Below are 26,516 nucleotides of genomic sequence, written 5' to 3' on the forward strand. Positions count from 1 at the left end.
TCCAGGTCGCGTGCCTTGTGGTGTCTGCGTCACAGTAGTCTTTGAGTCGTTGCGGTCAAAATTAAAAAAGTTTTGACTAGCACAGCAGATCGCTTTAAACCTTTCACAAATGCGACATGAATTTGCGACATTTCGTCGTCAAATTTGTGAGCCTCTGTGTCGCTGTGTACAATGACCACCCTTTTGCCCCTGCTAAGCCGGCGTACGTTCGGCGCGGGATGCAAGTGGTTGAATTGAAAAGAAATTTGCCTCGAAAAGAGGCAGCCTGGTGAGAAAGTGTCTATGAAAGCAGGTCTGTACCAACCAGATGAATTCAAGGATAACTGCGGTTTCGGCCTGATAGCCCATATGCAGGGCGAGCCCAGTCATACCCTTTTGCAAACGGCCATCGAGGCCCTGACCTGCATGACCCACCGCGGTGGGATTAATGCCGACGGCAAGACCGGTGACGGTTGCGGTCTGCTGATTCAAAAACCTGACGCGTTCCTGCGAGCCATTGCCCAGGAAACCTTCAGCGTCGAGCTGCCCAAGCAATATGCAGTGGGCATGGTCTTCTTCAACCAGGATCCGGCCAAGGCCGAAGCCGCTCGCGAGAACATGAACCGCGAGATCCTCGCTGAAGGCCTGCAACTGATCGGCTGGCGCAAAGTGCCCATCGACACCAGCGTCCTCGGCCGTCTGGCTCTCGAGCGCCTGCCGCAGATCGAGCAGGTGTACATCGGCGGTGAAGGCCTGAGCGATCAGGACATGGCCGTGAAGCTGTTCAGTGCGCGTCGTCGTTCGTCGGTGGCCAACGCCGTCGACTCCGACCATTACATCTGCAGCTTCTCGCACAAGACCATCATCTATAAAGGCCTGATGATGCCGGCCGATCTGGCCGCATTTTATCCAGACCTGAGTGACGAGCGCCTGCAAACCGCGATCTGCGTGTTCCACCAGCGCTTCTCCACCAACACCCTGCCGAAATGGCCGCTGGCTCAGCCATTCCGCTTCCTCGCCCACAACGGCGAGATCAACACCATCACCGGTAACCGCAACTGGGCACAGGCCCGTCGGACCAAGTTCAGCAATGATCTGATGGATCTGGAAGAACTCGGCCCGCTGGTCAACCGTGTCGGCTCCGACTCCTCGAGCATGGACAACATGCTCGAACTGATGGTCACCGGTGGCATCGACCTGTTCCGTGGCGTGCGGATGATCATTCCGCCGGCGTGGCAGAACGTCGAAACCATGGACCCGGATCTGCGTGCGTTCTACGAGTACAACTCGATGCACATGGAGCCGTGGGACGGCCCGGCCGGCGTGGTGATGACCGACGGTCGTTACGCGGTGTGCCTGCTCGACCGTAACGGTCTGCGCCCGGCGCGCTGGGTCACCACCACCAACGGTTTCATCACCCTCGCCTCGGAAATCGGTGTGTGGGACTACAAGCCTGAAGACGTGATTGCCAAAGGCCGTGTCGGCCCTGGGCAGATCTTCGCCGTGGACACCGAAACCGGGCAGATCCTCGACACCGATGCGATCGACAACCGTCTGAAATCCCGTCATCCATACAAGCAATGGCTGCGCAAGAATGCCCTGCGCATTCAGGCGACCATGGAAGACAACGACCACGGTTCGGCGTTTTACGACGTCGATCAGCTCAAGCAATACATGAAGATGTATCAGGTCACGTTCGAAGAGCGCGATCAGGTCCTGCGCCCACTCGGCGAGCAAGGCTACGAAGCCGTTGGTTCGATGGGCGACGACACACCGATGGCTGTGCTGTCCCAGCGCGTGCGTACGCCGTACGACTATTTCCGTCAGCAGTTCGCGCAGGTCACCAACCCGCCGATCGACCCGCTGCGTGAAGCGATCGTGATGTCGCTGGAAATCTGCCTCGGTGCCGAGCGCAACATTTTCCAGGAGTCGCCGGAACACGCCTCGCGCGTGATCCTCAGCTCGCCGGTGATCTCGCCGGCCAAGTGGCGCTCGCTGATGAACCTCGACCGTCCGGGTTTCGAGCGGCAGATCATCGACCTCAACTACGACGAAAGCGTCGGCCTCGAAGCGGCAATCCGCAACGTTGCCGATCAGGCTGAAGAGGCCGTGCGCGCCGGTCGCACCCAAATCGTTCTGAGCGACCGTCATATCGCCCCGGGCAAGCTGCCGATCCACGCTTCACTGGCGACCGGTGCCGTGCACCACCGCCTGACCGAAAAAGGCCTGCGTTGCGACTCCAACATCCTCGTTGAAACCGCGACCGCCCGTGACCCGCATCACTTTGCGGTGCTGATCGGTTTCGGCGCCTCGGCGGTCTATCCGTTCCTGGCCTACGAAGTGCTGGGCGACCTGATCCGTACCGGTGAAGTGCTGGGCGACCTCTATGAGGTGTTCAAGAACTACCGCAAAGGCATCACCAAAGGTCTGCTGAAGATCCTGTCGAAGATGGGCATTTCGACCATCGCTTCCTACCGCGGAGCACAATTGTTCGAAGCGATCGGCCTGTCCGAAGAAGTCTGCGATCTGAGCTTCCGTGGCGTGCCGAGCCGCATCAAGGGTGCGCGTTTCGTCGACATCGAAGCCGAGCAGAAAGCACTGGCCACCGAAGCCTGGAGTCCGCGCAAGCCGATCCAGCAGGGCGGTCTGCTGAAGTTCGTCCACGGTGGCGAATATCACGCGTACAACCCGGACGTGGTCAACACTTTGCAAGCCGCCGTGCAGCAGGGCGACTACGCCAAGTTCAAGGAATACACCTCGCTGGTGGACAACCGTCCGGTGTCGATGATCCGCGACCTGTTCAAGGTCAAGACCCTCGACACGCCGCTGGACATCAGTGAAATCGAGCCGCTGGAATCGGTGCTCAAGCGCTTTGACTCCGCCGGTATCTCGCTGGGCGCACTGTCGCCGGAAGCTCACGAAGCCTTGGCCGAAGCCATGAACCGCCTCGGTGCGCGTTCCAACTCCGGCGAAGGCGGTGAAGACCCTGCGCGTTACGGCACCATCAAGAGCTCGAAAATCAAGCAGGTCGCGACTGGCCGTTTCGGCGTAACGCCGGAATACCTGGTCAACGCCGAAGTGCTGCAGATCAAGGTCGCGCAAGGCGCCAAGCCGGGGGAGGGCGGGCAACTGCCGGGCGGTAAGGTCAACGGGCTGATCGCCAAGCTGCGTTATGCAGTGCCGGGCGTAACCCTGATTTCGCCGCCGCCGCACCACGACATCTACTCGATCGAAGACTTGTCGCAGCTGATTTTCGACCTGAAGCAGGTCAACCCGAAGGCCCTGGTTTCGGTGAAGCTGGTGGCTGAAGCGGGCGTCGGCACCATCGCCGCCGGTGTGGCCAAGGCCTATGCGGACTTGATCACCATTTCCGGTTACGACGGTGGTACCGGTGCTTCGCCGCTGACCTCGATCAAATACGCTGGCGCACCGTGGGAACTCGGCCTCGCCGAAACTCACCAGACCCTGCGCGGCAACGACCTGCGCGGCAAAGTCCGGGTGCAGACCGACGGCGGCCTGAAAACCGGCCTCGACGTGATCAAGGCAGCAATCCTCGGCGCTGAAAGCTTCGGCTTCGGTACCGCGCCAATGATCGCGCTGGGTTGCAAATACCTGCGTATCTGCCACCTGAACAACTGCGCCACCGGCGTTGCGACGCAGAACGAGAAGCTGCGCAAGGATCACTACATCGGTACCGTCGACATGGTGGTGAACTTCTTCACCTACGTCGCCGAAGAAACCCGTGAGTGGCTGGCCAAGCTCGGCGTGCGCTCCCTCGAGGAGCTGATCGGTCGCACCGATCTGCTGGAAATCCTCGAAGGCCAGACCGCCAAGCAGAACCACCTCGATCTGACGCCGCTGTTGGGCAGCGATCACATTCCGGCGGACAAACCGCAGTTCTGTGGCGTTGAGCGCAACCCGCCGTTCGACCAAGGCCTGCTGGCCGAGAAAATGGTCGAGATGGCCTCGTCGGCGATCAACGACCTCAGCGGCGCCGAGTTCGATCTGGACATCTGCAACTGCGACCGTTCGATCGGCGCGCGGATCTCCGGCGAAATCGCTCGCAAGCACGGCAACCAGGGCATGGCGAAAGCGCCAATCACCTTCCGCTTCAAAGGCACTGCCGGGCAGAGCTTCGGCGTGTGGAACGCCGGCGGTCTGAACATGTACCTCGAAGGCGACGCCAACGACTACGTCGGCAAAGGCATGACCGGTGGCAAGCTGACCATCGTGCCGCCGAAGGGCAGCGTTTACAAAACTCAGGACAGCGCCATCATCGGCAACACCTGCCTGTACGGCGCCACAGGCGGCAAGCTGTTCGCCGCCGGCACCGCAGGCGAACGTTTCGCCGTGCGCAACTCCGGTGCCCACACGGTTGTGGAAGGCACTGGCGATCACTGCTGTGAGTACATGACCGGTGGTTTCGTCTGCGTTCTGGGCAAGACCGGTTACAACTTCGGCTCTGGCATGACCGGTGGTTTCGCCTACGTGCTCGATCAGGACAACACCTTCGTTGACCGGGTCAACCACGAACTGGTGGAAATCCAGCGGATCAGCGGCGAGGCGATGGAAGCCTATCGCAGCCACCTGCAAAACGTGCTGAACGAGTACGTCGCGGAAACCGACAGCGAGTGGGGTCGTGAACTCGCCGAAAACCTCGATGACTACTTGCGCCGTTTCTGGCTGGTCAAGCCCAAGGCTGCCAACCTGAAATCGTTGCTTTCCAGCACTCGTGCCAACCCGCAGTGATATGCGCCTGAAGAGTTTGATGAGGTTTTAACAATGGCTGAACGTCTGAATAACGACTTCCAGTTCATCGATGTCGGGCGCAAAGATCCGAAGAAGAAACTGTTGCGTCAACGCAAGAAAGAGTTCGTCGAAATCTACGAACCGTTCAAACCCCAGCAGTCGGCCGATCAGGCCCACCGCTGTCTGGGTTGCGGCAACCCGTACTGCGAATGGAAGTGCCCGGTGCACAACTTCATTCCCAACTGGTTGAAGCTGGTGGCCGAGGGCAACATCCTTCAGGCCGCCGAGCTGTCGCACCAGACCAACACCTTGCCGGAAGTCTGCGGCCGCGTGTGCCCGCAAGATCGCCTGTGCGAAGGTGCCTGCACCCTCAACGACGGTTTTGGCGCGGTGACCATCGGTTCGGTCGAGAAGTACATCACCGACACCGCGTTCGCCATGGGCTGGCGCCCGGACATGTCCAAGGTCAAGCCGACCGGCAAGCGCGTGGCGATCATCGGTGCCGGCCCGGCGGGCCTGGGTTGTGCCGATGTGCTGGTGCGCGGTGGCGTGACCCCGGTGGTGTTCGACAAGAACCCGGAAATCGGCGGTCTGCTGACCTTCGGCATCCCCGAGTTCAAGCTGGAAAAGACCGTGCTGAGCAATCGCCGCGAAGTCTTCACCGGCATGGGCATCGAGTTCCGTCTCAACACCGAAGTCGGCAAAGACGTGACCATGGAACAACTGCTCGCCGAATACGATGCAGTGTTCATGGGCATGGGCACCTACACCTACATGAAGGGCGGTTTTGCCGGTGAGGACCTGCCGGGCGTTTATGACGCACTGGACTTCCTCATTGCCAACGTCAATCGCAACCTGGGCTTTGAAAAGTCGCCGGAAGATTTCGTCGACATGAAAGGCAAGAAGGTTGTGGTACTCGGCGGCGGCGACACGGCGATGGACTGCAACCGCACGTCGATCCGTCAGGGCGCCAAGTCGGTGACCTGCGCTTATCGTCGTGACGAAGCGAACATGCCCGGCTCGCGCAAAGAGGTGAAGAACGCCAAGGAAGAAGGCGTGAAATTCCTCTACAACCGCCAACCGATCGCCATCGTCGGCGAAGACAAGGTTGAAGGCGTGAAAGTGGTCGAGACCCGTCTCGGCGAACCGGACGCCCGAGGCCGCCGCAGCCCTGAACCGATCCCGGGTTCCGAAGAGATCATCCCGGCCGACGCCGTGGTCATCGCTTTCGGTTTCCGCCCGAGCCCGGCGCCGTGGTTCGAACAGTTCGAAATCCAGACCGACAGCCAGGGCCGCGTCGTTGCGCCTGAGCAAGGTCAGTACAAGCATCAGACCAGCAACCCGAAAATCTTTGCCGGTGGCGACATGGTGCGCGGTTCCGACCTGGTGGTGACGGCCATCTTCGAAGGCCGCAATGCCGCCGAAGGGATCCTCGATTACCTGGGCGTCTAAACAAGCGACGCAATTCCCTGTAGGAGTGAGCCTGCTCGCGATGACGGTAGATCAGTCACCTGATGCATTGACTGAAGCACCGCTATCGCGAGCAGGCTCACTCCTACAGTTGTTTTGTGGTGCTGCAAATTCTGCATTCCAGCGCAATAAATTGACCCGATAGACAAAAGGCTGACCTGCATCCGTGCCTTTTGCGTCGCGCTCTGAGAAAATGCCCGCACTTTTTTTCCGGATGCCGACATGACTGCCCTGAAGAACGACCGTTTCCTCCGCGCCCTGCTCAAGCAACCCGTTGACGTCACCCCGGTGTGGATGATGCGCCAGGCCGGCCGCTACCTGCCGGAATACCGCGCCAGCCGCGCCCAGGCCGGTGATTTCATGAGCCTGTGCATGAATCCGGAATTCGCCTGCGAAGTCACCATGCAACCGCTCGACCGCTATCCACAACTGGACGCGGCGATCCTGTTTTCCGACATCCTCACCATCCCCGATGCCATGGGCCAGGGCCTGTACTTCGAGACCGGTGAAGGTCCGCGCTTCAAGAAAGTCGTCAGCACCCTCGCTGACATCGAAGCCTTGCCAATCCCGGATCCGCACAAAGACCTCGGCTATGTGATGGACGCAGTCAGCACCATCCGTCGCGAGCTCAACGGTCGTGTGCCGCTGATCGGTTTCTCCGGCAGCCCGTGGACCCTGGCGACCTACATGGTTGAAGGCGGCTCGTCGAAAGACTTCCGCAAGACCAAAGCGATGCTCTACGACAACCCGCAAGCCATGCACCTGCTGCTGGATAAACTGGCGCAGTCGGTGACCTCGTACCTCAACGGCCAGATCATGGCCGGCGCGCAAGCGGTGCAGATCTTCGATACCTGGGGTGGCAACCTGTCGGCGGCGGCGTATCAGGAGTTCTCGCTGGCCTACATGAAGAAAATCGTCAGCGGCCTGATCCGCGAACACGACGGGCGCAAAGTACCGGTGATCCTCTTCACCAAAAACGGCGGCCTGTGGCTGGAAAGCATCGCCGACGCTGGCGCCGACGCCTTGGGTCTGGACTGGACCTGCGACATCGGCAACGCCCGCGCCCGCGTTGGCGACAAGGTTGCCCTGCAAGGCAACATGGACCCGACCGTGCTCTACGCCAAACCGGAAGCGATCCGCACCGAAGTCGGGCGTATTCTGGCCAGCTACGGCAAGGGCAGTGGGCATGTATTCAACCTCGGCCATGGCATCACGCCTGAGGTTGATCCGGAGCATGCCGGTGCGTTCCTGCGCGCGGTGCATGAACTGTCGGCGCAGTATCACGAGTAAGATTTTGACACTACCGCCCGGATGCAATGTTCGGGCGGTAATTGATTTTTGTATGTTTAAGTTGAAAGTTCAATATCCCGTGTTCGTGTAAAGATTGTTTACTTTGTGCAGTTTCTGTTAATGGTTTTCTCGTTGACGTTGATAATTCAGAGCCTTGTAATGGCGCCACTTGTTTATCAGGATGGTTGCAATGAAAGGGGTTGGATATTCGCGTCTCCAGATTGCTTTGCACTGGATATCTGCGGCAGTAATTTTATGGGCTCTGTTGTCTGGATTTTATGTATCAGTCATTGAAGTTGCACCGGAAACAAAATCCACGGTCGGATTTATAAATGTTTCGGTGACAGCTTTATTTATTCCGGTATTTATACTGAGATTGTATGTTTCTGTCAGCGGCTCGCACACCACTTGCGAGGTGGACAGGCCCTTTATGGAGCGTCTGGCGAGCTGGGTGCATAAGTCTATTTATCTGATGACGGCGGTTGTCTTGCTCACAGGAATATTAATGATGGATCGACCGATCAATATATTTGATCTGGTTCTTATTCCGGCACCGCTGAACGATCTACAGTGGATTGAACGGTTCTTCGTCATCCATGTCTGGGCATGCGTGACGTTACTGGTCCAAGTAGCGCTACACATCGCAGCCGTTATCAAGCACGAAATGTGTGGGCGCCGAATCCTGAAAAAAATGCTGTTCTAACTCAAGCGGGAGCGCTGCCACCGAGGGGCGGCAACTTCGCTAGTTTCAACGCCACCAACAGTGCGATCAGCAACAGAGAGCCGATAAACAGGCCGATGCCATTCCACCCGCCGAGATGCCAGAACACCCCGCCAGCCGTGCCGGCAATACTCGACCCGGCGTAATAGCTGAACAAATACAACGACGACGCCTGGCCCTTGGCCTTGGTCGCGCGGCGGCCGATCCAGCTACTCGCCACCGAATGCGCGCCAAAGAAGCCAAAGGTGAAAATCAACATGCCGACAATCACCAGCAACAGCGGCGTAAACATCGTCAGCGCAAGGCCGGCGAACATCAGCGCAATCGTCGCCCACAGCACTTTGCGTCGCCCCAGTTTGTCCGCCAGCGAACCGATCTTCGCCGAGCTGTAAATCCCCGACAGATACACCACCGACAGCAAACCCACGAACACCTGATCGAGGTTGTACGGCGCCGCCAGCAAGCGATAACCGATGTAGTTGAACAGCGTGACAAACGCGCCCATCAACACGAACGCTTCAAGAAACAGCAACGGCAGACCGGCATCGCGAAAGTGCATGGTGAAGCCGTCGAGCAGGCTGCGCGGGTGCAGTGAGCGTGAACGGAAGTTGCGCGATTCGGGGAGGATCTTCCAGAACACCGCGGCGGCAATCATCGCCAGACCACCGATCACCAGCATCGCCGTGTGCCAGCTGACGAAGTCGATCAGCACGCCGGTGATCAAGCGCCCGCTCATCCCGCCAATCGCGTTGCCGCCGATGTACAAACCCATCGCCAGACCGATGTGTTGCGGATGGATCTCTTCGCTCAGATAAGTCATCGCTACCGCCGCCAGCCCGCTCAGCGACAGTCCGATCAGCGCGCGCATGATCAGCACGCCTTCCCAGCTCGGCATCATCGCGCTGGCCATGGTGCACAGCGCCGCTGCGAAAAGAGCAGTCACCATCACCGGTTTGCGCCCGACCCGATCGGAAATCGGCCCGGTGATCAACAGGCCGATAGCGAGCATGCCGGTGGCCACCGAGAGGATCAGGCTGCTCTGCGCCGCATTGATCCCGTACTCGTGGGACAGCAGCGGCATCATCGGCTGCACGCAGTAGAGCAGGGCAAACGTCGCGAAGCCGCCGCTGAACAGCGCCAGCACCGTGCGCATGAACATCGGCGTGCCTTTTTCGATGTAGATCTCTTGCAGCTCGGCGACGACATCGTCCGCCGCAGCAGGCGGGACTTCATGGGCAAGGGGCGCGACAGCAGTTTTCACTTCAGACCTCGGAGGGCACGGCCAGGCAGGCAATGAAAAAATCATATAGCTGGCTAATGTTTCTATCCAATATATTGTTCGACCTGTTTGATAGCTTTAACGACCTAATGGGGTTTCCATGGAATTGCGTCATCTGCGCTACTTCATCGCCGTCGCCGAAGAGCTGCATTTTGGCCGCGCCGCACAGGTGCTGGGGATTTCTCAGCCACCGCTGAGCCAGCAGATTCAGGCGCTGGAGCAAGAGGTTGGCGCGCGGCTGTTTGAACGGACCAATCGTCGGGTCGAGCTGAGTGAGGCCGGGCGGTTGTTTCTCGAAGAGGCGCGGCTGGTGCTGGCGCAGGTCGACAAAGCGGCGGACGTCGCCCGGCGTGCGCAGCTCGGTGAACTGGGCGAGTTGAAGATTGGTTTCACCTCGTCGGCACCGTTCAACTCAACTATTCCCCAGGCAATCTTTGCCTTTCGTCAGCGTTTTCCGGCGGTGCACCTCAACCTTCGCGAGATGAGTAGCACGCAAGTTGCCGAGGGCCTGGTGGATGAGTCGATCGAGGTTGGCATCATGCGCCCGCTGGGTTTGCCGGATTCGCTGAGTGTGGTGGAGTTGATGCGTGAGCCGCTGGTCGCCGTGCTCGGTTCCAAGCATCCATTGGCGCAGGGCAGTGAAGAAGGGCTGTTCCTCTCGGCGCTGGCGCTGGAGCCCTTCGTGTTCTTTCCGCGCAGTTACGGCAGCGGGCTGTATGCGCAATTGCTGAGTCTGGCGCGCGATGCCGGGTTCAGCCCGCACTTCGCCCAAGAGGCGGGGGAGGCGATGACCATCATCGGTCTGGTCGCAGCGGGGTTGGGGGTTTCGGTGTTGCCGGCGTCCTATCAGCGGATGCGTATCGACGGCGTGGTCTACCGACCGTTGCTCGATCCGGAAGCGGTGTCGGCGGTGTGGCTGGTGCAGCGCAAGGATCAGAAATCGCCGATGGCCAAGGCTTTCGTAGATTTGCTCACGCGCAAAGTCGAACCTTCAAAGGCGTGATTGCTGCGCAATCAAATCGCGAGCAGGCTCACTCCCACAGGGGAACGCATTCCAAGGTGGGAGCGAGCCTGCTCGCGAAGGCGTCGGCCCAAACATCACAGATTTCAGGGCAACCGCACCAAATCCCCCTTCAACGCCACCCGCGTGACGAAAATCCCCGCCCGGCACTCGTACGTATTCAAATCCTTGCGCACATGCTGGTCGTAGTAACTGACGATATTGACCACCGCATTCGCCCCGACCCGCTTGGCATCGGCCTGCAATTTGATCAGATTCGACTGCAAAACCCACTCGCAGGAGTCGTGATCACTCTTGTTGGATCCATTGGTTTTCAGATCACTGACCACTCCACGGCGCAACAACTGCTGAGTCCCCTGCGGCCCATTACCGAACAGATAAAACTTCACACTGCCATCCAGCCGCCCGGCGCGAATCGCGTCCGACAGCACGGTTTCGAAGGGCATATACATGAGATTGGTGGCGTGGCTGGCGCTGGGCAGTAGCGCGAAAAGCGCAGCGGCGATCAGGGCTTTCACTTGCATGGTCATCTCCTTGACGTAGCGATGAACATTCGCTGATTCAAAGAGTGTAGACACCGTACATCTGCTACAGAGAAAAGAGTGTGGAGTGTGTGTAGCTCAAAGGCTACACTTCGGCGATGACTGAGATTCTTCGAAGTTCCACATTTTCCAGCTGGCTTTTAAAGTTGGCTGATAGTCGCGCCAGGATGCGTATTCAGGTGCGAATTGATCGTATGGCTGACGGAAATTTTGGCGATGTCAAAGCTATCGGTGAAGGGCTCAGCGAAGTCAGAATTGACTATGGCCCCGGATATCGAGTCTATTTCATGCAACAAGGTCGGCAAGTGGTCATCCTCCTTTGCGGCGGAGACAAGAGCAGCCAACCCCGAGACATCAAGCAAGCCAGGCTCATCGCGGAGTCCTGGCAGGAGCAAAACCCATGACCGAAAAATTCACTCGTTGGGACTCAGCCGAGTACCTCAAGACAGAAGAGGACATGGCTAACTATCTGGACGCCTGCATGGAGGAGGCTGGAGATGACCCGGCTTTTATCGCCAAGGCACTTGGCACCATAGCGAGAGCGCGAGGCATGACTCAGGTCGCACGTGACGCAGGGTTGTCCCGAGAGAGCCTCTACCGCGCACTATCAGGTGAAGGAAACCCCGAGTTCGGAACAATCCTGAAAGTGGTGAAGGCGTTAGGATTGAAGTTACACGCCAGTACTTGATCCGGGCTGAATGACAAAGGGCGCCGAATGGCGCCCTTTGTCGTTTCTACAATCCCATCAATCCACGTGCGCCAGATCCCCGCGCAACGCCACACTCGACACCACCAGCCCGGCACGGCACTGGAATTTTTCGGTGTCTTTGTACAGATCACGCTGGTCGACGCTGGCGATGTTGATCACCGCATTGGCGTCAGCTTTTTTTGCGGCGTTCTGCAGAGTCGCCAAGGCCGATTGCAGGGCCCAGAAGCAGGCGTCCTCGTCGGATTTGTTCGAGCCGTTGGTTTTGCGACTGCTGCTCACGGTGTCGAGTTTGCGTACCTGTTTTGGCAGCGTTTCGCCGGCCAGGTAGAACTTCACGCTGCCGTCGAGCAGGCCGGCATCGGTGGCGCGTTTGACGCCTTCACGGAAGCTCAGGTAAGTCGGCTCGTCAGCGCCCTGTTTGATGATGCCGAGGTTGTTGACGGCTTCGATGTCCGGGTTGATCGACAGCTCTTTGAGCACGTTGTCGCGCAGGCGGTTGACCCAGCGGTTGTAGTTGCCGTGGATCTTGCCGTCCTTGGCGTCGAGGCCGTAGCTGCTGCGGTAGTCGATTTCGAACGAGGTCGGGGTGAACGGAATATCGACTTCGGCGTGATGGCGACCGCGCACGGTGATCGCCGCTTTGATCATGCCCGGACGTACCGATTGCACGACCCATTGGCGATCGTTCAGCGCAGTGACGATGGCGCGGCTCATCTGTTGCTGGGTGAAACCGAGGTTGGGCGAGAACTCTTCCTTGGCGTTGTAAACCGGTTTGCTGGTGCAACCGCCGAGCACAAAAGCCAGTGCCAACAGAGCGGCGATGCGGTGAAACTGAGTCATTCCCTTCACTCCAAACGTGTTGCGGTCAGTGCCAGCGGCGGAAAATCAACGAGGTATTGACGCCACCAAAAGCGAAATTGTTGTTCATCACGTAGTCGTGATGCATCTGGCGGAATTCGCCGCGCAGGTAATCGAGTTTGCCGCAGTGCGGATCGACCTCGTCGAGGTTGAACGTGTGCACGTACAGGTCGCGATTCATCATCTCGATGCTGAACCACGACTCCAGTGCGCCGCAGGCGCCGAGTGTGTGGCCGAGGAAGCTTTTCTGCGAACTGATCGGCATGCGCTCGCCGAACAAACTGCTGGTTGCCAGTGTTTCGGCAATGTCGCCCTGTTCTGTAGCGGTGCCGTGGCCATTGACGTAACCGATGGCGTCCGGCGTCAGGCCGGCGTCTTCCAGCGCCAGTTCCATTGCACGACGCATGGTCACTTGTTCCGGGCGCGTGGTGTGCTGGCCGTCGGCGTTGCTGCCGAAGCCGACGATCTCGGCGTGGATGTGCGCACCACGGGCGAGGGCGTGTTCCAGCTCTTCGAGCACGAGCATGCCGCCACCTTCACCGATCACCAGACCATCGCGGCCCTTGTCGTACGGGCGTGGACTGGTCTGTGGCGCATCGTTTTTCAGGCTGGTGGCGTAGAGCGCATCGAAGACCATGGCCTCGGTCGGGCACAGCTCTTCGGCGCCGCCGGCGAGCATCAACGGCAGGCGGCCGAATTTGATCGCCTCGTAGGCGTAACCGATGCCCTGACTGCCGCTGGTGCAGGCGCTGGACGTCGGGATCAAACGACCGGTGAGGCCAAAGAAGATGCTGATGTTGGCGGCGGTGGTGTGCGGCATCATCCGCACGTAGGAGTTGGCATTGAGGCCTTCGGCGACCGAGTTGAGCAGCATGTTGCCGAACGCTTTGATCTCGTCGGTGCTGCCGGTGGACGAGCCGCAAGCGACGCCCATCCGCCCATCCTTGATCGATTCGTCACCGAGCAAACCGGCGTCAGCCAGGGCGTTTTCTGCCGCACGAACCGCCAGCCGCGATACCCGGCCCATGCTGCGCAATTGCTTGCGCGTCCAGTGCGCCGGCACTGCAAAATCATCGATCGGCCCGGCCAGGCGCGTGTTGAGTTCGCTGAAGCGATCCCACTCGTCCATCCGGCGGATGCCGCTGCGGTTGGCCGCGAAATTGCCGGCGATGGTCTCCCAGTCGCTGCCCAGCGAGGTGATGCCGGCCATGCCGGTGACGACGACGCGCTTCATCAGCACAAGCCTCCGTTGACCGCCAGGACCTGGCGGGTGATGTACGAGGCTTCCGCCGACATCAGGAAATTCACCGCACTGGCGACCTCTTCCGGGGTGCCCATGCGTTGCGCGGGGATCATTTTCATCAATTCTTCCACCGGCACGTTTTCGTCGAGCATCGCCGTGTCGATCAGGCCCGGTGCGACGCAGTTAACGGTGATTTTGCGCTTGCCCAGCTCGATCGCCAACGCCTTTGCCGCGCCGATCACCCCGGCCTTGGAAGCGCTGTAGTTGACCTGGCCGCGGTTGCCGATCAGCCCCGACACCGAGGTGATGCAGACAATGCGACCCGCGGCGCGACGGCGGATCATCGGCATCATCACCGGGTGCAGCACGTTATAGAAACCGTCGAGGTTAGTGCGCAACACCACGTCCCAATCGTCGTCGCTCAGCGCCGGAAAGGCACCGTCGCGGGTCAGCCCTGCGTTCAACACCACGCCGTAATAGGCGCCATGGGTTTCGACGTCGGCTTCCAGAATGGTTTTGCAGGTTGCGCGATCGGCAACGTCGAATTGCAGGATCCGCGCCTTGCGCCCCAAGGCTTCGATTTCACCCTGAACGCTTTGCGCTTCGGTCACGCCGCTGCGGCAATGCAGGACGATATCGTGCCCGGCCTGCGCCAGACGCAAGGCAATGGCGCGGCCAATGCCACGGCTGGAGCCGGTGACCAGTACGGATTCAGTCATCGTTCGACTCCTGTGTCTGTTGCAGATATTGAGTGACCTGGGGTGGGCGGAACACGTTCAGCCGCGCGCTGGCATGGATGCCGGCGCCGTGGATATGACATTCGAATACGCCCATGCCGTTGTCGTCTTCCAGCGAACGCAGACCATGAATGGTCAGATCGCTACCGGCGGGGAACGCTTCGACGTTGCACTCGAACTTGCGTGTGCCGAGCAGGAACCCCAGCTCCACCGGATTGCCTTTGAGTCGCGCGTGGCAACCGGCAAACGCGGCGACGCTCTGTGCCATCAGTTCGACGCCGACCCATGCCGGCAGGCTGCCGTCGGGCAGGCTGAACAAGCCTTCGGGCTTGACAGTGAGGCGGGTGAAAATCTGCTCCTCGTCAAAGCTTGTGATGCTGTCGATCAGAATCATGTCGCCCGCGTGGGGCAGCAGTTCGGCGAGCGGCCAGGCCGTCATGGGGCGTCTCCGATAATCAGGCTGACGTTGTTGCCGCCGAAGGCAAACGAGTTGCTCATCAGGTAGCGGGGTGCAATGGACGTCAGGCGTTCGCTCGCGGTCACCCACTTCAGCGGCGGCAGCGCAGGATCGGGCTGAGCGTCCCAGACGTGTGGCGGCAAGGCGTGGTCGGGGTTGTCGGTGCTCAGGCTCAACCAGCAAAACGCTGCTTCCAGTGCGCCGGCCGCACCGAGGGTGTGGCCGGTCATGGGTTTGGTCGATGAGCAGGCGACGCCCTCGGGAAACAGTTCGGCGACCGCTAGACTTTCCATCGCGTCGTTGTGTTGAGTGGCGGTACCGTGCAGGTTCAGATAGCTGATTTGCGTGGCATGCAGGTGCGCGCGGTTCAAGGCCTTGTGCATTGCTTGCAGCGCGCCGCGCCCGGTCGGCTCAGGGGCGGAAATGTGATGCGCGTCGGAACTGGCGCCGGCGCCGAGCAGGGCAATGGCCGGGCCTTCGCCTTGCTGTTTGCTCATGATGAACAGCACCGCCGCTTCGCCGATGTTGATGCCGCTGCGGTTGGCCGAGAACGGATTGCAGCGCTCGTCCGACACTGCTTCCAGCGACGAAAAACCGTTAAGCGTCAGCTTGCACAAACTGTCGACGCCACCGCACAGCACGGCGTCGCACAAGCCCAGATCGAGCAGGCGCTGAGCGCTCATCAAGGCGCGGGCGCTGGAAGTGCAAGCGGTGGAAATCACGTAGGCCGGGCCGCTCAGTTGCAGCCAGTCAGCGAGGAAATTTGCGGGCGCGCCGAGTTCCTGCTGACGGTAATCGTATTCCACCGGGAACTGCTGCTCGCGAATGTAATGCGCCAGACCACGGCTGGCCTCGTCGATGCCCGAGGTGCTGGTGCCGAGCACGACACCGATGCGGTCGCGGCCGTAGGTCTGGATCGCTTGATCAATGTCATCGCGAATCTGCAACGCCGCCTCCAGCAACAGCTGATTATTTCGACTGCGCTGATCGGCGAGTTCTGCCGGGATCGGCGCCAGTTCGCCGTGGACGGCGGCCACCGGCAACTCACGTTCCGCCACCCAGCCAGACTCGCGGCGCATGCCCGAGCAGTCGCCGGCGAACAGGTTGCGGGCGATTTCCGACTTGTCGCGGCCCAGCGCGCAAATCACCCCGAGGGCATTCAGGTAAGCGGTCATGGCGTCGGTTCACCCAGCGGAGAAACACGATAGTGCGGGCCTTGAGGCAAGTTCAATTCGAAGCTCAACGGTTGTGCATAACGGATGTCCCAATGCGCCGGCAGAGAGCGTTGCTGGCCCTGTTGCTGCGCGGTGGGGTAATTGCGCAGCAGCTCGCCGGATGGGGTCAGGGCGAACAGCAGCGCAGCAAACAATTCCCGGGCTTCGGGGTTTGGCGGCAGCAGCCCATCAGCCTGCCAGTGGCCGTCGATCAGTTGCTGACGTGCCTGAGGGATGCCCAGCGGATCCATCATCGACCAACGGATGCCCGGGCCTTCGCGCTGGATCACCAGCAGCCAGTCCTGGCGTTGTTCGGCTTGTTGGCGTTCGATGTGCAGTTGCAACGGGAGAGGCAAAGTCGGATTGCCCGCAGGCAACGGCGCCTGGCTGGCGCAGGCACTCAACAGAAGCACCATGCCAAACACAAAAAATCGCCACACCGCGGACACTGTAGGAGTGAGCCTGCTCGCGATAGCGGTCGCACATTCAAAATACAGGTTGGCTGACCCACCGCTATCGCGAGCAGGCTCACTCCTACAAGGATTTGTGTACATCAGGAAACCTCTGCCAGAGGCTTGCGCGCAACGACATTCACCAACGTCTCTTCGCGCTGCCCGAACGGCTTGGGTTTGAGTAAGCCAAACCGCTCCAGCAAACCAAAATCCTTCGACCGGCTCCACCACAGATACGGATAGGAAACATTGCGTTCGCCAAACTCAAACCCCTGCCCGCGAATCATCTGCAGATACTGCGCCGCACTCTTCTGCACGTGCATCGGATGACGGAACAGCCAGCGAATCACCCACGTATCAATGTAAGCCTCGGTGGACTCGGCGAACAGCAGATAGCCGCCCGGTTTCAACACCCGATAAAACTCGGCCAGGGCCTTATCCTGCTCGACCAGATGATGAAAAGTCTGATGGCAGAACAGCAGATCAACGCTGGCGTCCGGCACATTGAGCGTCGCGCAATCGCTGCCGATCAGTTCCACGTCCAGTTCCAGACGCGTCGCTTCTGCGCCGCTCAATTCAAGGCTGTGCGGATCAGCATCAACGCCGATCAAACGCTGTGGCGCGAAGGTCTGGCGCAGATGACCGAACGACTTGCCCTGACCGCAACCGGCGTCCAGCAACACCGGATGTTCCGGCGGCACTTCACTGAACAGTCCGCGCAGATCATTGATCGCCACGCGCAACACATGGTGCTGCCAGGTGTGGCTGCGCAGGAACCAGAAGCCGAAGCGGGTTTCCTCGACGTAGCTGTCGCTCAGATAATTCATGTGGCGTCCTTTGCACAGAGTTCGGAAATCATCTTCAAGCGGCGGCGGGCTTCGCTGACGAACGGGTTACGCTCATCCCAGGCGTAGCCGGCGAGGATCGAACAGATCATCCGACGGATTTCCGCTTGGCTGTCTTCATAGAAAATCACGTCCTGAAAGGTGCCGGCGTACCAGCCCTCGACGTAGCAGCGGAAGGTGTCGACGCCGCGCTTGAGCGGCTCGGCGAATTCGCTCTGCCAGTCGACGGTTTCGCCCTGCAACTGACGGTGCAAAACCGCTGCTGCCATGCTCGCCGAACGCATGGCGATGGTCACACCGGAGGAGAACACCGGGTCGAGAAATTCCGCCGCGTTGCCGAGCAGTGCGAAACCTGGACCGTGCAGGCTTTTCACATTGGCGGCGTAACCGCCGAGCGTGCGCGCCGGGGTGTCCCACACAGCATTGTTGAGTACGCCGGCAAGGCTCGGGGTTTCGGCGATGAAGCTACGCAGGCAGGCATCCAGATCGCTGTCGCGATCCTTGAAATGTTCTTCAGCGGCGACCACGCCCACCGAGCAGCGGCCGTTGCTGAACGGGATCGTCCAGAACCAGATATCGCGATGTTCGGGATGGGTGGTGACGAGGATTTTTTCGCGGTCGAACGCAGGGTTGTCGATGTGATCTTCAACGTGGGTGAACACCGCCTGACGCACCGGGAAATTCGACGGTGCTTCGAGATCCAGCAGTCGCGATAACACGCGGCCGTAGCCGCTGGCATCGAGGACGAAATCCGCTTCGACGCGGTACTCACTACCGTCCTCGCGGCGTACGTCGAGCAACGGTTTTGTCCGCTCGAAATCGACGCTGACGATGGCATCGCCGTAGCGGATTTCCGCGCCCTGCAACGCCGCTTGATCAGCCAGCAGTTTGTCGAAGTCGGCGCGTTGCACCTGAAACGTGGTCGGTTTGCCGCCGGTAAAGGTGTCACCGAAATCGAAGGCGCTGTAACGCTCGCCCCAGGCGAATGCGGCGCCGGTCTTGCGCTGGAAGCCGGCGGCATTGACGGCGTCGAGCATGCCAGCCTCTTCGACGAAATCCAGGCAATGGCTGAGCAGGCTTTCGCCGATCGAAAAGCGCGGAAAGTGCTGGCGCTCGAGCACCAGCACATCGTGGCCCTTGCGTTTGAGCAGCGCGGCGGCGATGGCGCCGGACGGGCCGGCGCCGATGATCACGACCTGACGGGATTCCATTTCAACGATTGGCACGTGAACTCCGGGGCAAAGGATGTTGCAGATTCAATGGCGCGCGATGCAGGCCGATCAGGGCCGGTAGCAGCGTCGCGATCAGGCCCATCAGCATCAGCGCGAAGTACAGCGCCGGGGTGATGAGTTGTTGTTGCAAGAGCAGATTGAGAAAGACGATTTCGCTGAGGCCACGAATGTTCAGCAGCACGCTTTCGCGCCAGCGGCTGGCGCCTTCGAACGAAGCGCCGGCCCAGCCGAGGCCGAGCCAGTTGCCGAGCAGTTTACTGGCAATCGGCAACAGCAGCAGCGCCGCCCATTGCACCGCGCCGAGGCTGGCGAGGGCGCTGTGTACATCGATCTGCACAATGCCGAAAGTGAGGATCAGCGGAATCGCCAGCCACGTCTGCAAGCGGCTCATCCAGCGCGCCGGCAAGGGCAGCAACAGCGGTACTTTCAGCGCGGCCATGCACAGCAGATAGCCGATGCCGAAGATCAGCGCATTGAGTTTGTAATGCTCGGCCATCACCAGCAGCGCAAAGAACCCGAGGCTGTAGGTCAGTGGTCGGCGTACACGCAACAGATTCAATAGCAACGGCACACAGGCGAGACCCAGCGGCAGCAACAGACTGCTCAGGTGCAGACTGCCCTGGGCGAAGCCGAACAGTGTCCAGCAGGTCAGATCAATGAGGATCGCGGTCTGCACCAGACGCCGGGTGGCGGCGGGCGGGTAATCGATGTGGCGCAGATACAGGTACAGCACCGGGATCGCAGTGATCGCGAACACCAGGCCGATGGCCAGCGAGTTGAGCCACGGTTGCGTTGGCAGTAGCCAGTAAGCCGCCGCCAAGCCGCAAGTGAACGGCACGGCAAAACTCGGCACGGCGATTTTCACGCTCTGGCGATCGAGTTTCAGATCAATTACATCACTGAGAATGTGCCCGAGCAGCAGGGCGAAGCTCAGGCTGTAGAGGTTTTTCAGCCAGTCTGGCGCGATCAGTTCGGCGCCGCTGAGCTGCCAGCCTGGTTCGATCCAGAAGTACATCAGCAGCGGCAAACCGAAGCTCGCCAGGAGCAACTGGCTGACAATCGGGATCAGGCCGAAGTGGCGCCCTATGCGCGTGGCCACGGCGAACAACGCCAAGGCCAGCAGCCAGAAACCGACGACCATCATGCCGCTGGCTCCGCGACTGTCGCGGTGTGTTCGTGACGCCCCGCCCACGGTGCGAGCATGAAGCTGAACGCCAGACCGAGGCTCACCGACAGGCCGAAATTGCTCACCGCCGGTGTGCTGGAAACCGCCAGCAAACCAAACGACAGCCACGTCGTCACAGCGGCCAGCAAGGTGCCGAGCAGGCTCACCGCCGCGCCACCGACTTGTTCACGCATGAGAATCGCGTAATCGACGCTGATTGCCGTCACCAGCAGCAGGCCGAACAGGCTGAACAGGGTCAGCGGCTGACCGAGCCAGCCCAGACTGGCGAGGCTGCACAGCGCAGCGAGCAACGGCAGGGCAACGATACGCAGCGCCCCGCCGAGACCGAACGGCAACATCAGCACCAGCACGATCAATGCGCAGGAAGCGAGTTTCAGTTCAGCAGCGCTGATCTGCGTCGCCGCAAACACTTCATTCAATTCCCCGAGGCGATCGACCAGCATTACCCCCGGCAAGTCCAGCGCTTGCACGCGCAACAGCGCCGGGTTGTTCAAACCTTGCAGGCTGGTCATCGCCGCCACGCCGTCTTCGCTCGGGCCGAGCCAGAGCGTGCGATAAGGCTCGCCAAGTGGACCGGCCAATGCCGCGTCGATGTCTTCGGCGGGCACGGTCTGCAACTGTTGCAGTTCGCTTTGCAGCGCGGCGAGCGGTACACCGAGGTCGAGCAGTGGCTGCCAGTATTGCGGCAGTTTGTTCAGCGCCTCGCGCACCTGTTCTTGCTGGTTCGGCGGGCTGACCAGTTGATCGAGGGCCAGATAACCTTGCAGCTTGTCGAGGTTGACCAGTTGCTGCAGACGCTCGCTCAGCGCGGCCTGACGCTCGAGCAGTTGCTGCTGATTGTCGGCGCGCACGAGGAAAAACTGGCTGGTCGGCTGATAGCCGGTGATGCGCGCGATGGCCTGCGCTTCGTCGGTCAGATGTTGCGGTGCGCCGACCCATTGGCGGATGTCATTCTTGCTTTGCAGCTGCACCAGACCGCCCACACAGAAGGCGATCAGTAGCGCCAGCAACACCGGCGTGCGTACGCGTTCGAGGAGTTTTTCGCGCAGGTTGAGCATGCGCTCGGCCAACCGCAGCGGCCATTGCGCGGGGCGCAGTTCGACGTTTTTCAGCAGCGCCGGCAACAGGCACACCGCCGACAGATAAGCACCGAGCAGGCCGGCGGCAGAGAACACGGCGATTTGCGTCAGTGCCGGGAACGGCGTCCACGCCAGCGCCAGATAACCGATGGCGCTGGTGATCAGACTCAGGGTCAATCCGGACAAGGTCAGGCGCAAGGCTGGCCAACTGCGCCACGGCTTCAGGCTCCAGCTCTTCGACAAATAGTGCAGCGGGTAATCCACCGCCACGCCGATCAGGCTGGAACCGAGCACCAGCGTCATCACATGCATATGGCCGAACAGCGCCACACAGGCCACCGCGCCAAACAACATGCCGACCAGTACCGGCACGAACGCCAGCAACACGCGCCAGCGGCGAAACGCGAGCAGCAGCAGCAACAGAATGCCGACAGTGGCCCCGCCGCCAACCCAGGTCATTTCACGGGTGGCTTGCTGCTGACCGTTGGCCGCGTACAGCAAGCCGCTGGCGGCGAGCAGTTGCACGTCGGATTTCGCGGCTTGATCACGGCTTTGTTGCAGCAGTGCGGCGACTTGCAGTGGCAGGTTCATGTCGAAGGCATTGCCGGTGGTGCGTGCGCGCAGCAGCACCCAGCTCTTGCCGTCGGCATCGGCAATCAACGCGCCGCTGCCGATGTCCAGTTGCACCGAACCGTGCTGTGGCTGGCTGTTCTGAATGCGCCCGGTCAGGCCCAGCCAGTCGTCCTGACTCGGCACCAGACTGAAACCGCTGAACGGGTCGAACAGGGCTTGTACGCGTTGCTGAATGAACGCGTCGGGGTGCTCGATCAGCAGTTGCCGGTCATCCGCCGAGAGCATCGCCAGCCGCCCTTGCAGCAGTTGCGTGCGCAGCGCTGGCAGGTCTGCTTGCAGGTTCCACTGCACCTTTTCGAACAACCCGCTGGCCTGCCATTGCTCACCCAGGGTCTGCGCCATGGTGACGGCCTGCTGGCGATCGGCGTGGCCGACCAGCACCAGCATTTCGCGGTTGAGCGGTTCCTGCATACGCTGCTCGGCGCGCTGTTCAAGGGCATCCGGGTGAGTGCCGGGCACCAGCTCCATGAGGTTCGCTGATAGCGGCGCACCGTCGCGCCATTGCCAACCGGCCAGCGCGACGACTGCCAGCAGCAGGATCAGAAACAGCCAGGGCAGCCTGCGTTCACTCGGCAAAGTCATGTTGCTCCGCGTCGCTCAACGGTTGACTGGCGTTGCTGTCCTGCATGCGCAGCACAGTGCTGTCGCCTTGGGTTTCCAGCAGCTCGATGGTCTGCACCAGCGCGCCGCCGTCGATATTGATCTGGTTGAACACTTGCTTGAGCAGCAGCGAACGCGGGGTCAGCGTGAGTTTCCACTGCTGTGCATCGCCGCTCAGCGCCAGTTCGAAATCCCGTTGCAGGCCACTGCTGTCACCTTGCAGTACGGCGAGGAACAAGCGGTTCTGCTCGGCGCCGGCACTCTTGTTCGGCAGCAATTGCCAGCCGTTATCGTCGCGGCGGGCGATGCCTTTGGCGCTGATGCGGTAGTCCTGCTGCAGCGGGGTTTTCAGCAACCAGAGCAGACCGTGATTTTTGGCGAGAACAAAACTGCCCTTGCTGATCAGCGGCTGCGGTAATGCACGCAGGTGTTTTTCCTGTGTGAACTGGCCGTGGATCACCTCCGGTTTCGCCAGTTGTGCGCTGAGTTGTTGCAGGTCGAAGGCGTTGGCCAGCGCCGACAGCGTCAGCAGCGCCAACACGCTCAGGCTTTTAACAAATACATTCATCGCAGCATCCTTTCCACGGCATTGGTGAAGACCTTCGGCGAAGCCAGCTGCATCTCGCGACTGCTCACTTCAACGGCGACCTGCACCGAGCTGGCGCGGGTCAGGCGCTCGCCGCTGTGCAGGTCGGTGATCAGGTAATTGATCTTCAGCCGGTTTTCCCACTCGACCAGACTGGCGCGCACATTCAGCCGTTGACCGAACACCGCGCCGCGCACATAGCGCAGTTGCAGGTCGATGATCGGCCAGGCGAACCCGGATTCGAGCATCTGCGTGTAGTTGTGGCCGATCTTGTCCAGCAGCGCACAACGGGCGACTTCGAGGTATTTGACGTAATGGCCGTGCCAGACGACGTGCATGGTATCGACGTCGAAAAACGGCACGAGGATTTCGGTGTCGGCGTGAAGCACTCCGGCGCTACGCATGCAGCCTCCAGTGTTGCGCGGCGATGCGTTGCAGGCACAGGCGCAATTCGCCTTCCAGGGCTCGGTCTTCGATCACCGGCGGGAAGTCCTTGGCGAGTTCTTCGTGCATTGCCGCCAGTGACGGTGGCAGCGGTCGCGCGTCTTCAGCCTGAGCGCGCAACCATACGCCTTGATTGGCGGCCAGCAGGGTGGCGGCGGCGACCTGTTCGGTCAGCTCCAGCACACGAATTGCATCGCGGGCGGCGATGGTGCCCATGCTCACCTTGTCCTGGTTGTGGCACTCGGTGGAGCGCGAGAACACGCTGGCCGGCATGGTGTTTTTCAGCGCTTCGGCGGTCCAGGCGCTGGTGCCGATCTGCACGGCTTTGAAGCCGTGGTTAATCATTGCGCGATCCGCCGGGGCACCGGAAAGGTTGCTCGGCAGACCGTGGTTGTAACGCTCATCCACCAGCAAGGCGAGCTGCCGGTCGAGCAGGTCGGCGACGTTCGCCACCAGGTTTTTCAGGCTGTCCATAGCGAACGCGATATGGCCGCCGTAGAAGTGCCCGCCGTGCAACACGCGCTCGGCTTCGGCGTCGATGATCGGGTTGTCGTTGGCGCTGTTCAGTTCGGTCTCGATGAACGAACGCAGCCAGTTCAGGCTGTCGGCCAACACGCCGAGCACGTGTGGTGCGCAGCGCAGCGAATAGCGATCCTGCAGGCGATGCAGCGGTGCGGTCGGCGCGTCGATCGCCAGATCCTTGCGCAGCCACGCGGCGACCTGCATTTGCCCAGGATGCGGTTTGGCGGCGAACAGGCGTTCGTCGAAGTGCTCCGGGTTGCCTTGCAGCGCGACCACATTGAGCGCGGTGATGCGCGTGGCCAGTTGCAGCAGATAGTCGGCGCGGGCGAAAGCCAGGCAGGCGAGGCCGGTCATCACCGCAGTGCCGTTCATCAGTGCCAGCGCTTCTTTGGGGCGCAGCACCAAAGGCGTCCAGCCCAGTTCGCGATGCACATCGGCCGCCTGACGGCGCTCACCTCGAAACATCACTTCACGCTCGCCGGACAAGGTCGCGGCGACGTAGGACAGCGGCGTCAGATCGCCGCTGGCACCGACCGAGCCTTCTTCGGGAATCAGCGGCAGGATGTCGTATTCGAGAAACGCGTGCAGACGCTCGAGCAATTCCACGCGTACTCCGGAAACGCCGTGGCACAACGACTGCAAACGTGCCGCGAGCACCGCGCGAGTGGCTTGCGCATCAAGCAGCTTGCCCAACCCGCAACCGTGGAAGGTGTAGAGATGACGGGGCAACGCTTCGACGTGATGCAACGGCACCGCGACCACGCAGGAATCGCCGTAACCGGTGGTCACGCCGTAGATCACGCCTTCCTTGTCCAGCAGCGAATCGAGGAACCGCGCGCCCTTGGCGATGCGCTCGCGATAGTCGGCGTCGCTCTGCAACTGCACGGGCGCCTGACGGTTGGCCAGGGCCAGCACGTCTTCGATGCGCAAAGGGCGTTCGCCGAAGGTTACCGGCTCATGGGTTGGCGTCGTCATCGGTTTTCCAGAAAGGGTAAAAGTTGAACCATTGTTGCGGCGCTTCGAGGCAATAGTGACTCAGGCGTTGCGCATAGCGGGTGGCCCACTGATGAATGACCTGCTCGCGCTCGCTGCGCTTCCACACCACGGCATCGGCAAAGGGTTCGAGAGTCAGGCGATAGTGACCGTCCGGCTGTTTCAGGCACATCAACAGGTTGACCGGGCATTTCAGCAGACCGGCGAGCAACCAAGGGCCTTGCGGGAATGGCGCCGGATGGCCGAGGAAATCGACGGTCACGCTACGCCCGCCGTGCAGCGGCACGCGGTCGCCGGCAATCGCCAGCCACTCGCCGCGCTCCAGCCGTTCATGCAGTTGCAGCATGATCACCGGGTCGAGTTCGCTGACCTGAATCAGGCGCAGATTGGTCGCCCCGGCCTCGCCCAGCAAACGGTTGAATTGCTCGGCGTGCTTGGTGTGCACCAGCACATTCATCGTGACTTTTTCGCCGATCTCCGCCAGTGCGCGACAGACTTCGAGATTGCCCAGGTGAGCGCCGACCAGCAGTTGCCCGCGACTGCCGCGTAACTGATTGCGCAGCAGCGCCGGGTCGATGATTTCGATTTGTTCGATGCGCAGTTTGCCGTTCCACACGTCAAGCTTGTCGAGCATCGAGTCGGCGAAGGCCATGAACTGACCGAACACCCGCCAATGCGTCGGGCGCAACGCGTCGCGCTGACTCCAGGTGGCCAGGCGCTGCTGGTATTGCCAGGCACTGCGCCGTGCGGTGCGGCCGAACAGGAAAAAGTACAGAACGATGCCGTACAGCAATGGACTGAGCAGGCGTCGGCCCAAAACCTTGGCGGCGAACGCGGTGAATTTCATCAGCAGGAAACTGCCGCGCTCTTCGCGATCAGCCCAGTGCTTTTTGTCGGCTTCGCTTGTCATGTTCGCCACCGCCGCCAGAGGATCACCGGGAAGCGCAGTAACATGCCGAGAAACAGCCGTGTGTGCATGCCGGAAATCAGCGCGTTGTCGTGGAACAAGCGGAAGTGCGACACACCGTCCAGCGGGTAGTGCACGCTGGTTTGCAGCCAGCGCATCGGCTGATTGCGCCACGACAGGCGCACGAGAATGTCCGAGTCGAAATCCATGCGCTTACCGACTTTCGCCGAGTCGATCACTGCCAGTGTCGGGGCCAGCGGATAGACGCGAAACCCGCACATCGAATCGCGGATCTGCAGCGACAGCGTGTTGATCCAGACCATCACGTGGGTCAGGTAGCGCGCGTACAAACGGCCTTTCGGCACACTCTCGTCGAACAGCGGATAACCGCAGATCATCGCCTCGGGATGCGCACGGGATTCCTCGACGAAACGCGCCACGTCGTGCAAGTCGTGCTGACCGTCGGCATCGACCTGCAATGCGTGGCTGAAACCCAACAGCGAAGCTTCGCGCAAACCGGTCATTACCGCGCCGCCCTTGCCCTGATTGGCGGTGAGACGGACGAGATGCACGTTGTCACGCTCGGCCAGTGCGTCGAGCACTCTGGCGCAAGATAGCGTGCTGGCGTCGTCCACCAGAATGCACGGCAGGCCTTGCGCGAGCAGGGCGTCGACCACGGTGCCAATCGCGGTTTCGTGGTTATAAACCGGGATCACCGCGCAAGGGTTATGCATAACAGTTCTCCATTGGAAAACCGCGATCCCTGTA

Annotated in this window: 24 protein-coding genes; 7 read left to right on the forward strand and 17 right to left on the reverse strand. The window is 60.7% G+C overall.

Going from position 1 to position 26,516, the window contains the following annotated elements; all coding sequences use genetic code 11:
* Nucleotides 1-282: 282 nt before the first annotated feature.
* From gltB to AC5SEM_RS28125, 4 genes are all read left to right on the forward strand, one after another.
* Complete coding sequence (gltB, locus tag AC5SEM_RS28110; RefSeq protein WP_495471738.1) at nucleotides 283-4,728, forward strand: glutamate synthase large subunit; 4,446 nt, start codon at nucleotides 283-285, stop codon at nucleotides 4,726-4,728.
* Nucleotides 4,729-4,761: 33 nt separating this feature from the next.
* Nucleotides 4,762-6,180 (forward strand): FAD-dependent oxidoreductase, encoded by a 1,419-nt coding sequence (locus tag AC5SEM_RS28115; protein ID WP_007909438.1) that lies wholly within the window; start codon nucleotides 4,762-4,764, stop codon nucleotides 6,178-6,180.
* A 240-nt stretch (nucleotides 6,181-6,420) separates the two neighbouring features.
* Entirely contained in the window at nucleotides 6,421-7,488 is a 1,068-nt protein-coding gene (hemE, locus tag AC5SEM_RS28120) for a uroporphyrinogen decarboxylase (RefSeq protein WP_016983859.1), read from the forward strand.
* Between the two features lie 190 nt (nucleotides 7,489-7,678).
* Entirely contained in the window at nucleotides 7,679-8,191 is a 513-nt protein-coding gene (locus AC5SEM_RS28125) for a cytochrome b (protein WP_495471739.1), read from the forward strand.
* A gap of 1 nt (nucleotide 8,192) precedes the next feature.
* On the opposite strand, the gene AC5SEM_RS28130 is transcribed toward AC5SEM_RS28125, so the two are convergent.
* Entirely contained in the window at nucleotides 8,193-9,470 is a 1,278-nt protein-coding gene (locus AC5SEM_RS28130; RefSeq protein ID WP_495471740.1) for an MFS transporter, read from the reverse strand.
* A gap of 118 nt (nucleotides 9,471-9,588) precedes the next feature.
* Here AC5SEM_RS28130 and AC5SEM_RS28135 point away from each other — a divergent pair, with 118 nt between their 5' ends.
* Nucleotides 9,589-10,491, forward strand: a complete 903-nt coding sequence (locus AC5SEM_RS28135; RefSeq protein ID WP_099757784.1) for a LysR family transcriptional regulator — start codon at nucleotides 9,589-9,591, stop codon at nucleotides 10,489-10,491.
* 104 nt (nucleotides 10,492-10,595) lie between these two features.
* Here the strand turns inward: AC5SEM_RS28135 and AC5SEM_RS28140 are convergent, their stop codons facing one another.
* Nucleotides 10,596-11,033: an excinuclease gene (locus AC5SEM_RS28140; protein ID WP_495471741.1), complete on the reverse strand. Its 438-nt coding sequence runs from the start codon at nucleotides 11,031-11,033 to the stop codon at nucleotides 10,596-10,598.
* 116 nt (nucleotides 11,034-11,149) lie between these two features.
* Between AC5SEM_RS28140 and AC5SEM_RS28145 the strand changes: the two genes are divergently transcribed.
* Nucleotides 11,150-11,455 carry a type II toxin-antitoxin system RelE/ParE family toxin gene (locus AC5SEM_RS28145; RefSeq protein ID WP_038360087.1) on the forward strand — a complete coding sequence of 102 codons (306 nt, stop codon included), beginning with the start codon at nucleotides 11,150-11,152 and terminating at the stop codon, nucleotides 11,453-11,455.
* Nucleotides 11,452-11,739, forward strand: coding sequence for an addiction module antidote protein (locus tag AC5SEM_RS28150; protein WP_038360089.1), 288 nt, complete (start codon nucleotides 11,452-11,454; stop codon nucleotides 11,737-11,739). The genes AC5SEM_RS28145 and AC5SEM_RS28150 overlap by 4 nt, the downstream gene beginning before the upstream one ends.
* Before the next feature lie 57 nt (nucleotides 11,740-11,796).
* On the opposite strand, the gene AC5SEM_RS28155 is transcribed toward AC5SEM_RS28150, so the two are convergent.
* From AC5SEM_RS28155 to AC5SEM_RS28225, 15 genes are all read right to left on the reverse strand, one after another.
* The gene (locus AC5SEM_RS28155) at nucleotides 11,797-12,600 is read right to left on the reverse strand and encodes a hypothetical protein (protein ID WP_038360091.1); all 804 of its coding nucleotides are present in this window, start codon (nucleotides 12,598-12,600) and stop codon (nucleotides 11,797-11,799) included.
* 25 nt (nucleotides 12,601-12,625) lie between these two features.
* Nucleotides 12,626-13,852 (reverse strand): beta-ketoacyl-ACP synthase, encoded by a 1,227-nt coding sequence (locus AC5SEM_RS28160; protein ID WP_016983866.1) that lies wholly within the window; start codon nucleotides 13,850-13,852, stop codon nucleotides 12,626-12,628.
* Complete coding sequence (gene fabG, locus AC5SEM_RS28165; RefSeq protein ID WP_495471742.1) at nucleotides 13,852-14,580, reverse strand: 3-oxoacyl-ACP reductase FabG; 729 nt, start codon at nucleotides 14,578-14,580, stop codon at nucleotides 13,852-13,854. Before fabG ends, AC5SEM_RS28160 begins: the two co-directional genes overlap by 1 nt.
* Entirely contained in the window at nucleotides 14,573-15,037 is a 465-nt protein-coding gene (locus AC5SEM_RS28170; protein WP_495471743.1) for a hotdog family protein, read from the reverse strand. The genes fabG and AC5SEM_RS28170 overlap by 8 nt, the downstream gene beginning before the upstream one ends.
* Nucleotides 15,034-16,230 carry a beta-ketoacyl-[acyl-carrier-protein] synthase family protein gene (locus AC5SEM_RS28175; protein WP_495471744.1) on the reverse strand — a complete coding sequence of 399 codons (1,197 nt, stop codon included), beginning with the start codon at nucleotides 16,228-16,230 and terminating at the stop codon, nucleotides 15,034-15,036. The genes AC5SEM_RS28170 and AC5SEM_RS28175 overlap by 4 nt, the downstream gene beginning before the upstream one ends.
* Nucleotides 16,227-16,685, reverse strand: coding sequence for a hypothetical protein (locus AC5SEM_RS28180; RefSeq protein WP_077571430.1), 459 nt, complete (start codon nucleotides 16,683-16,685; stop codon nucleotides 16,227-16,229). Before AC5SEM_RS28180 ends, AC5SEM_RS28175 begins: the two co-directional genes overlap by 4 nt.
* A 137-nt stretch (nucleotides 16,686-16,822) precedes the next feature.
* Complete coding sequence (locus tag AC5SEM_RS28185; protein ID WP_495471745.1) at nucleotides 16,823-17,548, reverse strand: class I SAM-dependent methyltransferase; 726 nt, start codon at nucleotides 17,546-17,548, stop codon at nucleotides 16,823-16,825.
* Nucleotides 17,545-18,792: an NAD(P)/FAD-dependent oxidoreductase gene (locus AC5SEM_RS28190; RefSeq protein ID WP_495471746.1), complete on the reverse strand. Its 1,248-nt coding sequence runs from the start codon at nucleotides 18,790-18,792 to the stop codon at nucleotides 17,545-17,547. The genes AC5SEM_RS28185 and AC5SEM_RS28190 overlap by 4 nt, the downstream gene beginning before the upstream one ends.
* Nucleotides 18,779-19,942: a cation:proton antiporter gene (locus tag AC5SEM_RS28195; RefSeq protein WP_495471747.1), complete on the reverse strand. Its 1,164-nt coding sequence runs from the start codon at nucleotides 19,940-19,942 to the stop codon at nucleotides 18,779-18,781. Before AC5SEM_RS28195 ends, AC5SEM_RS28190 begins: the two co-directional genes overlap by 14 nt.
* A complete protein-coding gene (locus tag AC5SEM_RS28200) occupies nucleotides 19,939-22,278 on the reverse strand; it encodes an MMPL family transporter (RefSeq protein WP_495471748.1) in 2,340 nt (779 codons plus the stop codon). Before AC5SEM_RS28200 ends, AC5SEM_RS28195 begins: the two co-directional genes overlap by 4 nt.
* Nucleotides 22,262-22,864 carry an outer membrane lipoprotein carrier protein LolA gene (locus AC5SEM_RS28205; protein WP_123592997.1) on the reverse strand — a complete coding sequence of 201 codons (603 nt, stop codon included), beginning with the start codon at nucleotides 22,862-22,864 and terminating at the stop codon, nucleotides 22,262-22,264. The genes AC5SEM_RS28200 and AC5SEM_RS28205 overlap by 17 nt, the downstream gene beginning before the upstream one ends.
* Nucleotides 22,861-23,286, reverse strand: coding sequence for an acyl-CoA thioesterase (locus tag AC5SEM_RS28210; RefSeq protein ID WP_077570460.1), 426 nt, complete (start codon nucleotides 23,284-23,286; stop codon nucleotides 22,861-22,863). Before AC5SEM_RS28210 ends, AC5SEM_RS28205 begins: the two co-directional genes overlap by 4 nt.
* A complete protein-coding gene (locus AC5SEM_RS28215) occupies nucleotides 23,279-24,823 on the reverse strand; it encodes an HAL/PAL/TAL family ammonia-lyase (RefSeq protein ID WP_077570462.1) in 1,545 nt (514 codons plus the stop codon). Before AC5SEM_RS28215 ends, AC5SEM_RS28210 begins: the two co-directional genes overlap by 8 nt.
* A complete protein-coding gene (locus tag AC5SEM_RS28220) occupies nucleotides 24,804-25,751 on the reverse strand; it encodes a lysophospholipid acyltransferase family protein (RefSeq protein ID WP_137218545.1) in 948 nt (315 codons plus the stop codon). The genes AC5SEM_RS28215 and AC5SEM_RS28220 overlap by 20 nt, the downstream gene beginning before the upstream one ends.
* Complete coding sequence (locus AC5SEM_RS28225) at nucleotides 25,748-26,482, reverse strand: glycosyltransferase family 2 protein (RefSeq protein ID WP_495471749.1); 735 nt, start codon at nucleotides 26,480-26,482, stop codon at nucleotides 25,748-25,750. The genes AC5SEM_RS28220 and AC5SEM_RS28225 overlap by 4 nt, the downstream gene beginning before the upstream one ends.
* Nucleotides 26,483-26,516: the final 34 nt, after the last annotated feature.

The sequence above is a fragment of the Pseudomonas sp. CH61 genome, from assembly GCF_059429415.1.